At 37.7% G+C, this 14,203-nt stretch carries 13 protein-coding genes; 12 read left to right on the forward strand and 1 reads right to left on the reverse strand.

Annotated elements, in window-relative coordinates; translation table 11 throughout:
* The first annotated feature begins 104 nt into the window (after window positions 1-104).
* The 10 genes from F5613_RS01005 (at window position 105) to F5613_RS01050 (ending at window position 10,816) form a co-directional block, all read left to right on the forward strand.
* The gene (locus tag F5613_RS01005; RefSeq protein WP_246303311.1) at window positions 105-1,013 is read left to right on the forward strand and encodes a transposase; all 909 of its coding nucleotides are present in this window, start codon (window positions 105-107) and stop codon (window positions 1,011-1,013) included.
* A 64-nt stretch (window positions 1,014-1,077) separates the two neighbouring features.
* Window positions 1,078-1,539: an alanyl-tRNA editing protein gene (locus F5613_RS01010; RefSeq protein ID WP_179398334.1), complete on the forward strand. Its 462-nt coding sequence runs from the start codon at window positions 1,078-1,080 to the stop codon at window positions 1,537-1,539.
* Window positions 1,540-1,661: 122 nt separating this feature from the next.
* Entirely contained in the window at window positions 1,662-2,924 is a 1,263-nt protein-coding gene (locus F5613_RS01015; protein WP_079683211.1) for a phosphoglycerate kinase, read from the forward strand.
* A 170-nt stretch (window positions 2,925-3,094) separates the two neighbouring features.
* The gene (locus F5613_RS01020) at window positions 3,095-4,627 is read left to right on the forward strand and encodes a DUF4435 domain-containing protein (RefSeq protein WP_068186654.1); all 1,533 of its coding nucleotides are present in this window, start codon (window positions 3,095-3,097) and stop codon (window positions 4,625-4,627) included.
* A gap of 93 nt (window positions 4,628-4,720) precedes the next feature.
* Entirely contained in the window at window positions 4,721-6,484 is a 1,764-nt protein-coding gene (locus F5613_RS01025) for an ArnT family glycosyltransferase (protein ID WP_179398335.1), read from the forward strand.
* Between the two features lie 129 nt (window positions 6,485-6,613).
* Entirely contained in the window at window positions 6,614-7,255 is a 642-nt protein-coding gene (locus F5613_RS01030) for an HAD family hydrolase (protein ID WP_068186651.1), read from the forward strand.
* Between the two features lie 117 nt (window positions 7,256-7,372).
* Complete coding sequence (locus F5613_RS01035) at window positions 7,373-8,671, forward strand: phenylacetate--CoA ligase family protein (RefSeq protein WP_179398336.1); 1,299 nt, start codon at window positions 7,373-7,375, stop codon at window positions 8,669-8,671.
* Between the two features lie 29 nt (window positions 8,672-8,700).
* Entirely contained in the window at window positions 8,701-9,126 is a 426-nt protein-coding gene (locus F5613_RS01040; RefSeq protein ID WP_068186647.1) for an acetolactate synthase, read from the forward strand.
* Between the two features lie 2 nt (window positions 9,127-9,128).
* A complete protein-coding gene (locus F5613_RS01045) occupies window positions 9,129-9,269 on the forward strand; it encodes a symporter small accessory protein (RefSeq protein ID WP_179398337.1) in 141 nt (46 codons plus the stop codon).
* Entirely contained in the window at window positions 9,266-10,816 is a 1,551-nt protein-coding gene (locus F5613_RS01050; protein WP_179398338.1) for a sodium:solute symporter family protein, read from the forward strand. The genes F5613_RS01045 and F5613_RS01050 overlap by 4 nt, the downstream gene beginning before the upstream one ends.
* A 275-nt stretch (window positions 10,817-11,091) precedes the next feature.
* Here F5613_RS01050 and trhA read toward each other — a convergent pair whose 3' ends face one another.
* Window positions 11,092-11,742, reverse strand: a complete 651-nt coding sequence (trhA, locus tag F5613_RS01055; RefSeq protein WP_179398339.1) for a PAQR family membrane homeostasis protein TrhA — start codon at window positions 11,740-11,742, stop codon at window positions 11,092-11,094.
* A 213-nt stretch (window positions 11,743-11,955) separates the two neighbouring features.
* Between trhA and F5613_RS01060 the strand changes: the two genes are divergently transcribed.
* The gene (locus F5613_RS01060; protein ID WP_068186641.1) at window positions 11,956-12,402 is read left to right on the forward strand and encodes a YhcH/YjgK/YiaL family protein; all 447 of its coding nucleotides are present in this window, start codon (window positions 11,956-11,958) and stop codon (window positions 12,400-12,402) included.
* 104 nt (window positions 12,403-12,506) lie between these two features.
* The gene (locus F5613_RS01065) at window positions 12,507-14,171 is read left to right on the forward strand and encodes an AMP-binding protein (RefSeq protein ID WP_179398340.1); all 1,665 of its coding nucleotides are present in this window, start codon (window positions 12,507-12,509) and stop codon (window positions 14,169-14,171) included.
* Window positions 14,172-14,203: the final 32 nt, after the last annotated feature.

Consider the following 14,203-nt stretch of genomic DNA (forward strand, 5'->3'; position numbering starts at 1 on the left):
TTTAGTTAAAATGTTGTTATACAGTTTATTATTACATTAAAATATTTCTTAATCTCCCTGGAAATCAGTATCTTAGAAGAATAAAACCACTCATTTTTCTAATTATGATTCCCAAGGAGAAAGAACTTAAGCTTATAAAAATATATATGTATATCTGCGATATCTATGAGTCTTCACTGAAATTTTGTTGTCAGAGATTCAGTAATAATGCAACTCCTATCTTCACCGACCAGGAACTGCTTACTGTATACCTGTTCTGTGGAGCTTATCAACGCTACTTCAGTATCAAAGAGATACATACATTCACTAAAGAATATTTGCTTTCTTGGTTTCCTTGTCTACCTTCTTATCAGACGTTCAATTATCGATTGAACCTGTTAAGTGAGGCAATTAATGAACTCGTAAAGCATCTCATTACATCCTTTAAACCAGAAGATTGCGACAATATGACATCACTGATCGATTCCATGCCAATTGTTACCTGCAAAGGAAAGAATAAAACAGGAAAAGTGGCTACAGAAATTGCAACAAAAGGCTACTGCTCTACCAAAAATATGTACTACTTTGGTTTGAAACTCCACACGTTAGCTTTCAGAAGGAAAGGAACTATTCCATTCCCTGAGATGTTGATACTTTCATCTGCGGCAGAGAACGATTTGACGGTACTTAAAACAGAAGCAGCAGACAGCCTGGCCAATAGAAGTATCTTTGCCGATAAAATCTACTCCGATTTCTCTTTTTGGGGAGAAAAACAGAGAGAAATAGGTCTGGATATGCTAACTCCCGTAAAAGCTATTAAGGCTGAAGAGCCCGTAATTACTCAAAGAGAGAAAGCCCACAGAGACTTATTTTCGACGGCTGTTTCTAAAGTCAGACAACCCATAGAGTCTTTCTTCAACTGGTTGAATGAGAAAACAAATATTCAAAGAGCGATGAAGGTCAGATCAACATCTGGACTTCTTATACATACGATGGGGAAAATAGCCATCGCATTCATTTATCTAATTTTTTAAAACAAATGAATCAATGTCAACTACTGATTCGCATTAATAAGAAATAGAAGGAAAAGGAAGAAAGATGAAAGAGATTCTTTTAAATGAGCACAATAAGAACGAGTACCCCCCAATGCATACGGCAGAACATATTTTAAATCAGACTATGGTAAGAATGTTCGGGTGTCCGCGCTCAAAGAATAGTCATATTGAACGGAAAAAATCGAAATGTGATTATCTGCTTCCGGAAGAGCCGGATGAAGCAACTATGCTTGAGGTAGAGCGTATCGTGAATGAAGTTATTGACCGCAACCTGGATGTAAAAGAAGAGTTCATGCATATAAATGATGCATCCGGATTGGTAGACTTAAGTAAACTGCCGGAAGATGCGAGTGAAATGTTACGAATTATCCGCATTGGCGATTATGACATTTGTGCATGTATTGGTGCGCATGTATCCAACACCTCTGAAATTGGCCATTTTAAGCTTTTAAACTACGATTTTCAAGAAGGAAGACTTCGTCTGAGATTTAAATTGACAGACTGAAATAAAAAAAGAGTTTAATCATTGATATGTATTTTTATCTGCTTTTGCACTTCTTGTAGAATAATTTTGTGTAAGTTTGCGGGGCGTTAACAAAGTCAAACATAATTCTAAAAATAATAGTTATGCAAACAATCGAAAAATTCAATTTTGCCGGTAAAAAGGCATTTGTTCGGGTAGACTTCAATGTTCCCCTGGATGAGAATTTCAACATCACAGACGACAACCGTATTCGTGCAGCTCTTCCTACTTTGAAGAAAATTCTTGCCGATGGAGGAAGCCCGATTATTGGTTCACACCTTGGTCGTCCGAAAGGCGTTACTGAAAAATATTCTTTGAAACATATTCTTTCTCACGTTTCGGAATTGCTTGGCGTTAACGTACAGTTTGCAAATGACTGTGTTGGTGAAGAAGCAATTGCAAAAGCAGCTGCACTAAAACCAGGTGAAGCTCTGTTGCTTGAAAATCTTCGTTTTTATGCTGAAGAAGAAGGTAAACCAAGAGGTTTAGCAGAAGATGCTTCAGAAGAAGAAAAGAAAGCTGCTAAAAAAGCCGTTAAAGAAAGCCAGAAAGAGTTTACTAAGAAATTAGCATCTTTGGCTGATTGTTATGTAAACGATGCATTTGGTACAGCGCACCGTGCGCACGCTTCAACTGCTTTGATCGCTGCTTATTTTGACATCAACAACAAAATGTTTGGTTACTTGATGGAAAAAGAGGTGCTTGCAGTTGAAAAAGTAATGAGCGAAATCAATCGTCCGTTTACAGCAATCATGGGTGGATCAAAGGTTTCATCTAAAATTGAAATCATTGAGAATCTGCTTGGAAAGGTAGATAACCTGATTATAACAGGTGGTATGACCTTTACATTCACCAAGGCATTGGGTGGCCATATCGGTAGTTCAATTTGTGAAGACGACAAGCTTGATCTTGCTCTTGAACTGCTTGCAAAAGCTAAAGCAAATAATGTAAACATGATTCTTGCTTGCGACGCTAAAATTGCTGATAAATTTAGCAACGATGCTAATACTCAATTGGTAGATGCAGATCAAATTCCTGACGGATGGCAAGGTCTTGATATCGGTCCTAAGACAGAAGCCGAATATGCTGAAGTGATTAAAAAATCAAAAACAATTCTTTGGAACGGTCCTACAGGTGTATTTGAATTCGAAAACTTTACACACGGTTCACTTGCTGTTGGCGAAGCAATTGTTGAAGCAACAAAGAATGGCGCATTCTCTCTTGTAGGTGGTGGCGACTCTGTTGCCTGTGTAAACAAATTTGGCTTGGCTAACGGTGTTTCATATGTTTCAACAGGTGGTGGAGCATTACTTGAAGCAATCGAAGGTAAAATTCTTCCAGGTATCGAAGCAATCAGAGGATATTAATCCAATATAAATTTTAAAGAAAAAGGGCACCTGGCAGTGCCCTTTTCTTTTCCCCTACTCTATTGATTTCATCCGTATCCTTAACTACGGTTTCGTACAACTTAATAGCGTGCTGAATAACAAAAATTCCTATCTTTGAACCTTAATTAAAGATACTAATCACGAATCTTATGAATCTGATACTTCCTAAAAAATTAAACTCTTCAGATACTCCTGTCATCGAAAATCCGGGAGTACTTGTGGTTATAGGAGCAAATGGATCCGGCAAAAGCTCGTTTGGAAAAGATATTGTTTCCCGATACTCGGATTATGCCGTAAATATTTCGGGCATGCGGGCCCTTTTTATTACGAGTGACACCCTCACACTTAAAACCCTTGCAGCAGAACGTTCAAGCATATCCATGCTCTCAGAATATCAGAAGCTTACATTACGACTACAGCAGGAAGAGTTCGAAACTGCTGTGAATTACAAAGAAATAAGCAAAACATCGCCGGGACTTCCACCTCCTATCACCAAAATTGACATTATACAAGGTATATGGGAAAAGATGTTTCCCCACAACCGCTTGGTACGCAAATCGGGTTTTTTCGAATTAACATCAACATCCAGAGATGGAGATTCATATACAGCCGAACGGATGAGTGATGGCGAAAAGATTGTTTTTTATTTGATTGGAGCTATACTATGTGCAAAGCCAAATGCAATACTTATCATTGAAGAGCCAGAAGTATTGCTCCATGACTCAATTAAAAATACTCTTTGGAACGAAATTGAGTCCTGCAGACCGGATTGCACCTATATATATCTGACCCACGACATTGCTTTCGCAACGGCGAGATCCGAAGGTAAACGAATCTGGGTGCGCTCGTACGAGGCAGACGAACAGTGCTGGGATTACGAAATAATAGAAAGTAATGAAAGCTATCCGGAAGAGGTTTATCTTGAACTTTTGGGCAGTAGAAAACCCATTCTCTTTATCGAAGGTAACGATTCCAATAGTATTGATAGCAGATTATATCCTTACATATTTCCCGACTATTTAGTAAAACCCATGGGTGGATGCCAAAAAGTAATTGAAACAACAAAGGCGTTTGGCCAGCTTAAAGATTTCCACACACTGGAATCGAAAGGGATTGTAGATCGTGACAGGCGCACTCAGGGCGAAATTGATTATCTGAGGGAACAAAACATATTTGTTCCGGATGTAGCCGAGGTTGAGAATCTGTTAATGATTGAATCTGTTATAAAAACTGTTGCCAAGCGATTGATGAAGAATCCGGAGGATGTATTTTTACAAATAAAAGAAAACGTTATCCGTCTGTTTGAGAAAGATCTGGAGAGTCAGATTATCCTTCACGCGAAACATCGGGTAAGAAAAAAGCTGGAAGCAACTACCGAAAGGAAGATAGGTTCAGTTGAAGAATTGGCTGCACACATTGAGATGATAGAACATAATATAAATGTCTACGAGCTTTATAATGACATAAAAACCGAATTCAGGTCATTTATCAGCACATCAAATTACCAGGAAATATTACGTGTTTATAATCAGAAAGGAATGCTTCCCCAAAGCCGTTTATGTCCTATTTTAGGAATAAACAATAAGGAAAACTACCTGAATCTTATTCTATCTATTTTAAAAGAGAACATGGAAGATGCAGAATTAATCAGAAAGGCAATCAAAGCATCTCTGGGTGCGTAAATAATCAAGATAAAGGCTGGTAAATTCAACAAAAAGTTGTTATTTTGTGTTCAATTTAAAAGAAACAGATAGTTAAATTCTTAACAGTTTATTATGCGTACACCTACATTACAGTATCTCTACTTGCAAAAACCGATAACGTTGGTTGTTTTCATCTGTATCATATCCGTATTACCCTGGATAGGAATAGGTGATTTTTCAACAAAAGGTGAACCTCGTGAAGCTGCTGTGGCCGTCTCAATGATAGAAACGGGGAACTGGGTTCTCCCACAAACATATGCCGACGAGTTTGCATACAAACCACCGATGAGTCATTGGCTGATGGCGGCTTTCTCTTATCCGCAGGGATATGTTAATGAATTTACATCCAGGTTGCCGTCTGCAATATCATTTATTGTGCTGGTAAGCTTTATGTTGGTTTTTTTTGGCAGGAGGACCAGGTTTCAGGAAGCATTTATTGCTGCATTATTGCTGATTACCTGTGTAGAAATACACAGGGCCGCTATGACCACACGCGTTGATATACTCCTTACAACCTTCATAGTTTTAGGTCTTATACAACTTTACCGTTGGGAAGAACATCTTGAATTGAAAGGTATACCATTAGGTATTCCACTAATTTTGGGATGTGCAACACTAACAAAAGGCCCTGTTGGCATTGTACTACCTCTTTTTATTTTTGGAGTTTATTTATTGGTATTAGGTAAATACAAATTCCTTCATATTTTTAAAGCCATTGTATATGCCGGTATATCCTCTTTATTTTTACCTGCGTTGTGGTACATTGCAGCCTGGAAACAGGGTGGCGATGATTTCCTTGATGTAGTTCTGGCCGAAAATTTTGGTCGTTTTTTCAATACCAGCACACCTGATATTGACTATAAATTAGGACACGAAAATGGATTTTATTACAATTTCGTTACACTAATAGCAGGCTTTCTACCTTGGACAATCTTATTTTTCTTTTCTCTCTTTGGTTTAAAGGTGCGTAAACCTGAAAAAACAGTCAAAGAGCTTGTCACAGGAGTTTGGTCATCCATTAAATCCATGGAAAAGGTAAGACTATTTAGCTTGGTTGTAATTGTATGTGTAATCTTCTTTTATTCTTTCCCTGCAAGTAAGCGGAGCGTGTATTTGATGCCAGCATATCCTTTTATAGCATTATTTCTTGCTCAATATGCCATCTATATTACTGAATACAAGACGAAAGCTACACGAGTATTTGCTGCTTTTCTGGCATCTTGTACCTCTTTAGTTCTAATAGCTTCGGCTTTAGTAATGGGGGGAGCTATTAATCTAAGCACGATTATGGCTCAGTATACGGATAAGGCCAGTACACTTTACACCGTTTCATTAATTCAGAATTCTTTAGCGAATCCTACATTCCTCACAGTATTTTTATTTGTTCTTCTTTTAATTGCTCTTGGAATTCTGTTATATCAAATGTTCAGAAAGATTAATATCAAAATACTTTATGCAACGATCGGGTTGGCATTTGCACTTAATTTGGTAACAGATGGTGTATTTATGTACACAATTCGTGAGGGAAGTTCGTGCAAAGCATTTGCCACGCGCATTAAGAAAGAGTATCCGGTAAACAGATCAAACGTGTTTGTGGTAAATAATCTTCTCAAGTACAAAAATATGTACGGTCTCAATTTCTATATGGGTAATTTATTCCACGACTTTGAAAAGCAGCTTCCTGAAGAAGGCTACTTCCTGGTATGCGAAAAGAATATGCCTGATATTGAAAAAGAATATAAAGATCAATATTCATTCACCTTCTTAACCGCTACCGAAAATATTCCGGATGAATTAGATCAAAAGATTCTGCTTTATAGTTTTACAAAAAAATAAAACGCAGTATCTACCTCTTTATTAAGAAAGGTATTTCGATACGTTGAGATACGACAATGTTCTTGAACCTCAGGAAAGATTGTCGTATCTTTGCATTTTAATAATGATTGATTAAATTTTAGCAGGAAAATGAATAAGCAGAAGTATGTTCTTTTTGATTTTGATGGTGTACTTGTTAATACGGAACCTATTTACGATATATTTTGGAATGAAGCCGGAGTGCGTTACGGTTTAGGGGAAAATTTTGCAAGCAAAATTAAAGGCACTACCATGCCCTATGTTATGGAAACTTATTTCAGCGATGCCTCTGAAGAAACAAAAGCATCGGTATTGCAGGAAAGTAATGAGTTTGAAAAACAGATGGACTTTCCTACTATCGACGGAGCGTTGGATTTTGTTTACAACGTAAAAAAAGAGGGATTCAAAGTTGGTCTGGTAACCAGTTCGCAAGATTTTAAAATGGAGCGTGCATTCTCGATATTGTCTCTCAACAACGTTTTTGATACGATTGTAACAGCTGATCGTATTACAAAAGGCAAGCCCGATCCTATGTGTTATTTACTGGCAGCGAATGACTGGAATGCCAAGCCAGAAAACTGTATTGTATTTGAAGACTCTTTTGCGGGAATTAAAGCTGCAACATTAGCAGGTATGAGGGTTATTGGTGTAAGTAGTACGATCCCGGCTGAAGAACTTTCAGATAAAGTACATGACGTGATTCCGGATTTTTCGTCGGTTTCAGTCTCTCAATTACTGGAATGGTTTAAATAACGTTTATTTAAACCTGTCAATTATTTATATTTTAATTCAAAAATGTGATAAATATCAAAAATAAGCCTACTTTTGTGTTCTAATTTAATGAAAACACACTAAAAAAGATACAAAAGTATGATGTATTGGCAGGAAGAAATTGAAACGATGAACCGTTCCGATCTTGAGGAACTTCAACTTAAACGCCTAAAAAAAACCATAGAATCGGCAAAAAATTCATCTCATTACGGAAAACTTTTTAGCGAGCTAAACATTACGTCCGAGAACATTCATTCATTGGATGATCTTCGAAAGATTCCGTTTACCACAAAAGATGATTTGAGAAATTGTTATCCTTTTGGAATGGCTTCAATTCCGTTAAAGGACTGCGTACGGGTTCACTCGTCAAGCGGAACGACAGGTAATCCCACAGTGGTATTACATTCCAGAAAAGACCTGGATGAATGGGCCAATCAGGTTGCCCGCTGTATGTTTATGGTGGGATTAAGAGACACGGACGTATTCCAGAACACTTCAGGATATGGCATGTTTACCGGCGGACTTGGATTCCAGTATGGTGCCGAAAAGCTGGGAGCTTTGACCGTTCCGGCAGCTGCAGGAAATACAAAGCGTCAAATTAAGTTTATAACTGATTTTGGAACAACCTGCCTGCATATTATTCCGAGTTATGCCACCCGGCTTGCAGAAGTGTTTTACGAATTGGGTATCGATCCCAGAAAGGAAACAAAATTAAAAACAATCTGTATCGGAGCAGAGCCTCACTCGGAAGAACAACGCAAGCGTATTGAGCAGTTATTGGGTGTTAAAGCCTATAATTGCTTTGGAATGTCCGAAATGAATGGGCCCGGTGTTGCCTTTGAATGTACAGAACAAAATGGTCTTCATATTTGGGAGGACTATGTTATTGTTGAAATTATAGATCCTGTTACGCTCGAACCCGTTCCGGACGGAACCATTGGCGAATTGGTCCTTACTACAATCAACCGGGAAGCCATGCCGTTGTTTCGTTATCGTACACGAGATCTCACCAGAATTATACCCGGCACCTGCCCATGCGGAAGAACTCACAAGCGATTGGATCGCTTTAAAGGCAGAAGCGATGATATGATTATTTTAAAAGGTGTGAATATCTTCCCTATTCAAATCGAAAAGATTTTAATGAATTTCAAGGAGCTTGCTAACAATTATTTAATTACGATTGAAACAGTTGGAAACAGCGATGAAATGCAAGTGGAAGTAGAAATAAGCGATTTGTTTACAGACGATTACAGTACATTGCAAAAGCTTAGCAAAAACATCACACATCAACTTAAAGATGAATTACTTATCACACCTCGTCTTAAATTGGTTGCCAAGGGTTCACTTCCGGTCCAGGAAGGCAAAGCGATCAGAGTTCGTGATTTGCGTAAATTTTAATCTAATCGGAAATTCTAATAAATTAAACCATGACAATTAATCAGATTTCAATTTTCCTTGAAAACAAGTATGGTAAGCTCAGTGAAATTCTGGGATTACTTGCAAAAGAAGATATCAGGATTATCGCTGCCACTGTTGCAGACACTTCCGAGTATGGCATACTACGTATAATAGTAAGCGAGCCGCAAAGAGCCTATTCTTTGCTCAAATCGAACAATGTAAGTGCCAACCTAACAGAGGTTCTGGCAATTACCACCGATTCAAAATCGGGAAGCTTCGCAAGCTCACTTACAAATTTCACTCAGGCCGGTTTAAGCATTGAATATATGTATTGTGTATCCATGTATGGTAAATCTATTCTTATACTGCGGACTAATAACCAGGATGCGGCAATCGATGTTATTCGAAAGAAAAATATGGAGTTTATTGTTGAATCCGATCTAATAAATTTATAGATATGTTTGGAATAGATGATCCGGGAATTTGGCTGGCATATTTATTGGCTTTTGCCTGTGTTATATTTGCCATCTGGTTCGGTGTAAGGAACTGGAATAAAGATGAAAATGATAGTATTAACTCTAAAAACTCTAACAAGTGAGTACGTTAACCTTAGGTATAATCGTTATTATATATATGTTTTTAGTGGCCTATCTGGGTTACCTGGGATACAAGGCGACAAAGGATGCCAGTGATTATTTGCTGGGAGGACGAAAGGTAAATCCGGTTATCATGGCTCTTTCCTATGGAGCAACCTTTATTTCGGCTTCAGCCATAGTAGGTTTTGGCGGTATTGCAGCAACATTCGGTATGGGTATCCAGTGGTTATGTTTGCTCAATATGTTTATGGGTGTTATCATCGCTTTTATTGTATTTGGGAGAAAGACCCGGAAAATGGGAGCCGAACACAATGCAAAAACATTTCCCCAGCTGTTAGGTTTGCATTATAATTCAAGAGCAATTCAAATATTCATAGCCGGTATAATTTTCATTGGTATGCCTTTGTATACTGCTGTAGTGATGAAAGGTGGTGCTGTGTTCATTGAGCAGATGTTTGAGATTGATTTTCATGTGGCTTTGCTGGCTTTTACTCTTATCGTAGCTGCTTATGTAATTTCCGGAGGAATAAAGGGGGTTCTCTATACCGACGCGCTTCAGGCTGTAATTATGTTTGTATGTATGTTCTTTTTATTATTCTGGTTCTACAAGTCGATGGATCTCGGGTTTGTTGAGGCTAATAAGAAATTGTCTGATTTGGCACCTCTGGTACCAGAGAAATATAAATTGCTTGGTCATCAAGGCTGGACCCGCATGCCTGTAACCGGCTCTCCTCAATGGTTTACGTTGGTTACATCGCTTATTCTGGGTGTTGGTTTAGGTTGTTTGGCTCAGCCGCAATTGGTTGTCCGTTTTATGATGGTGGAAAGCTCCAAACAAATAAACCGGGGTGTTCTGATTGGCTGCGTGTTCCTAATAATCACAGTTGGGGCCATTTATCATGTAGGTGCTCTTTCCAACCTTTTTTTCTATAAAACGCAGGGATTGGTAGCTTCCGAGGCAGTAAAGGATATTGACAAGATTATTCCATTATTTATCAATAAAGCCATGCCTGACTGGTTTGGAGCATTATTTATGCTTTGTATCCTTTCTGCAAGCATGTCAACTTTAAGTGCCCTGTTTCATACCATGGGTGCGGCCTTTGGTGCGGACATGTTTCCTAAGCTTGGTCGCCGAAAGAATGAAAATTCGACAATGGGAGTACGAATTGGCGTTTTGATATCTATTCTCTTAAGCTATATCATCTGCTATACGCTAAGTGCAGGAATTATTGCAAGAGGTACAGCATTGTTTATGGGGGTGTGCGCCGTGACTTTCCTACCGGCCTATTTCTGTTCCTTATATTGGCCAAAGGTTACCAGACAAGGTGCGATTGCCAGCCTTTTTACAGGAGCTTTCGCCAGTATGTTTGCAATGTTATTCTTACATAAAGCAGAAGCTGTACCTGTTGGACTTTGTAAATTATTGTTTGGAAAAGAGGTTTTGATTGATGTATATCCTTGGTTCGCAATAGATCCAATTCTATTTGCTTTACCTCTTTCTGTCGTAGCAATAGTTAGTGTAAGTCTGCTTACGCAGCCCAAACGCTAATTAAACAAACAGGTAAGTAATAGTTTACCATAGTTCACCAAACAATAGGATAGATTATTAAAATGATTTTTGAAACTCAAATAGAGTACCTTTTATCAATTTGATTTTAGAAGTAATAGAAGAATATCCTATTGTAAGGAGTTGATTTACTATAAAAGATTAGCACCAGTTTGTCGGTACTTTTATCCCAAAAAGCACCAACATACTGGTGCTAATTTAATGACTTTTAAAATGAAAGTCATTACAAATTTCTCGATAGAATATTACTGAATCTGTTATACTAATTTATAAATAGCGATGCAGTGCGAGACACTTCCCCCTAAAACAAACAGATGCCAGACCGTGTGTATATACTTTATCTTATCAAATGAATAAAAAACAGCACCTACTACATAGCATGCGCCGCCACCGATCAGCCAATACAATATTTCCATCATATGCTGACCTTCAAAAATCTGTATCATAGGTTTGATCGCAACAACGATTACACTTCCCATGGCAATGTAAGCAATTGTTTTTAGTGGACTTTTATCCTTCATCTTTCTAAATGTGTAAAGGATGCCAACGAGGGCTATTAACCAAACAATTGCAAAGAGACTCCAGCCCCACCACCCTACTTGACGTAATAATATTAAGGTAAAAGGGGTATAGGTGCCTGCTATATGTATAAAAATAGCGCTATGGTCCCATTTACGCAGGTAGAGTTTGGCCGTCTCATTTCTGGAGCTATGATATAGTGTAGAAGTAACGTACGAAAGCGTCATACCAAAAGCATACACCATAAACCCGGAAATCACCCAAGGATCTCCCGATTTCATACCCTTAATAAGCAATAAAACAGTTGCTGTAAGACCGAGTAAGATCCCTATCCCATGCGTAATTGCATTAGCAATTTCTTCTTTATATGATTGTTTTCTATGCGCCATTAGATCTTTGATTATATTTTAAAAGCTAATTTATTCTATGAAATACTACAACAAAGGTATAAATAATTATTTGATCTTCAATCATTTGTTTTTGAGATAACAATTTAAACACGAAAATTACGCATAATATTCATAAATATTTCAAGTTTGCCTATCTCTATTATCAATAATAATAACGACATTTGCTCAATAAATACAAAACAAATTACGAGTATGATACTTGATACTTTATCAAATTCTTCGCGCATTGAAAACCTGCATCCTTTATTTAAAAGAGCATTTGAATATATAAAGTCGACCGATTTTTCTTCAATGGAAGATGGTAAAATTATTTTAGAAGAGCACAATCTTACGGTAACAATCACAAGTATTTTTGGTAAAACGAAAGAGGAAGCGAGCATCGAAACTCATAAAAAATACATCGACATCCAGTTCCCATTATTAGGGGTCGAAAAAATAGGATGGAAAGGCGGTAGCGAACTTAATGATGTATCTATACCTTACAACGAGGAAAAAGACATTACCTTTTACGTTGATAAACCAACTGCATATACCAAAATATATCCTGGTCAGTTTGTTATCTATTTCCCCGAAGACGGACATGCACCAGGTATCGGACAAGGTGTTATCCGCAAAGGAATAGTTAAAGTTCTTCTATAAAACAGTTTATGCAGAACTTTTATCTATCTTCGTGTATTTTATTATTGAAAAAGTGTATAGATTGAGCACTTTGTTTTTTATGAAAACTATTTTATTTCAGCAATATGGAGAATCGTTTTTTAGGTTTAATAGAGACTAGCATTAAGAATCATTGGGATTTACCTGCTTTCTCCGATTATGAAGGGCATACCTATCATTACAAAGATGTTGCCCGTCGAATTGAAAAGTTCCACATCATTCTTGAACATGCGGGAATAAAAAAAGGGGATAAAGTAGCCTTAGTTGGACGTAATTCGTCAAACTGGGCTATCTGTTTTTTTGGGATTCTTGCTTATGGAGCTGTAGCTGTTCCTATTTTACACGATTTTAAACCGGATAATATACATCATATCGTTAATCATTCCGAATCTAAAGCTGTTCTCGCAGCAAATAGTAATTGGGAAAATATGAATGATGCAAAAATGCCGGATGTCAAGCTTTTTATGATGCTTGACAATTTTTCAGTAATTAAATCGAAAAACAAGGAAACTTTTACTGTTCGCGAACGGATTAACGAATACTTTGGAAAGAAATACCCAAGGTCATTTACTTCGGCAGATGTAAAGTATCATGTAGAAAAGCCGGAAGAACTGGCTGTTCTCAATTACACTTCCGGTACAACAAGTTTTTCGAAAGGAGTAATGATCCCTTACCGTAGCTTGTGGAGTAATACGCAATATGCCTACGATAATATCCCATTTATACATGCGGGCGACAACTTTGTATGCATGCTTCCAATGGCGCATATGTACGGTCTGGCTTTCGAAATATTAAATGGGATTAACAAGGGTTGCCATATCCATTTCCTTACCCGTACTCCTTCGCCCAGGATCATTGCAGAATCCTTCATGAATATAAAGCCTACACTTATTCTGGCTGTTCCTCTTATTATCGAGAAATTAATAAAGAGTAAGGTGTTTCCTGAACTGGAAAAGCCCCTTACCCGTTTTCTTCTAAAAGTTCCTTTTATTGAGAAGAAGTTACTTGAAATAGTTGCAGCAAAACTAACCGCTTCTTTTGGTGGTAATTTCAAACAAATAGTAATTGGTGGTGCCGGACTGAATAAGGATGTAGAAAACTTCTTACGGTCTATTAATTTCCCATATACAGTTGGATATGGTATGACCGAGTGTGGTCCGTTAATTGCATATGAGCAATGGGACACATACAAAGCGGGCTCCTGCGGACGTGTTGTAGACAGAATGGAGGCAAAAATTGACTCTGAAGATCCAGTAAATGCTGTAGGTGAAATATTGGTTCGTGGAACCAACGTGATGTTAGGATACTATAAAAATCCGGAAGCTACGAAATCCAGTTTTACCAAAGATGGCTGGTTACGTACCGGCGACTTAGGTACTATTGATGAAGATGGTTTTATTTACATTAAAGGCCGTAGCAAAACAATGATTTTAGGGCCATCCGGACAAAACATCTATCCTGAAGAGATAGAACAACAGCTAAATAACATGGCCTACGTTGCAGAATCGCTTATAGTTTCTCAAAACGGCAAATTAGTTGCATTGATTTATCCGGATTGGGAGCAGGTAGATAAACAGGGCATCGATCACAATAAAATAGAGATTCTGATGCAGGAGAATATAAAAGACCTGAATGAATTGTTACCTGGATATTCTAAGATATCGGGAATTAAGATGTATCAGGAAGAATTCGAAAAGACGCCTAAAAGAAGTATCAAGCGATACCTTTACCAGCCGGCTGAGAATAATTGATTCACATCGAGATATCAGATCTTATAAAAAGG

It is taken from the genome of Macellibacteroides fermentans, assembly GCF_013409575.1.
In the GTDB taxonomy this organism is placed as follows: domain Bacteria; phylum Bacteroidota; class Bacteroidia; order Bacteroidales; family Tannerellaceae; genus Macellibacteroides; species Macellibacteroides fermentans.

Excerpts from the sequence above, each read along its gene's own strand:
- F5613_RS01005 (WP_246303311.1), top strand. The coding sequence starts at position 105 with ATGATTCCCAAGGAGAAAGAACTTAAGCTTATAAAAATATATATGTAT.
- F5613_RS01035 (WP_179398336.1), top strand. The coding sequence starts at position 7,373 with ATGATGTATTGGCAGGAAGAAATTGAAACGATGAACCGTTCCGATCTT.
- F5613_RS01025 (WP_179398335.1), top strand. The coding sequence starts at position 4,721 with ATGCGTACACCTACATTACAGTATCTCTACTTGCAAAAACCGATAACG.
- trhA (WP_179398339.1), bottom strand. The coding sequence starts at position 11,742 with ATGGCGCATAGAAAACAATCATATAAAGAAGAAATTGCTAATGCAATT.
- F5613_RS01015 (WP_079683211.1), top strand. The coding sequence starts at position 1,662 with ATGCAAACAATCGAAAAATTCAATTTTGCCGGTAAAAAGGCATTTGTT.
- F5613_RS01040 (WP_068186647.1), top strand. The coding sequence starts at position 8,701 with ATGACAATTAATCAGATTTCAATTTTCCTTGAAAACAAGTATGGTAAG.
- F5613_RS01030 (WP_068186651.1), top strand. The coding sequence starts at position 6,614 with ATGAATAAGCAGAAGTATGTTCTTTTTGATTTTGATGGTGTACTTGTT.
- F5613_RS01065 (WP_179398340.1), top strand. The coding sequence starts at position 12,507 with ATGGAGAATCGTTTTTTAGGTTTAATAGAGACTAGCATTAAGAATCAT.
- F5613_RS01045 (WP_179398337.1), top strand. The coding sequence starts at position 9,129 with ATGTTTGGAATAGATGATCCGGGAATTTGGCTGGCATATTTATTGGCT.
- F5613_RS01010 (WP_179398334.1), top strand. The coding sequence starts at position 1,078 with ATGAAAGAGATTCTTTTAAATGAGCACAATAAGAACGAGTACCCCCCA.
- F5613_RS01020 (WP_068186654.1), top strand. The coding sequence starts at position 3,095 with ATGAATCTGATACTTCCTAAAAAATTAAACTCTTCAGATACTCCTGTC.
- F5613_RS01060 (WP_068186641.1), top strand. The coding sequence starts at position 11,956 with ATGATACTTGATACTTTATCAAATTCTTCGCGCATTGAAAACCTGCAT.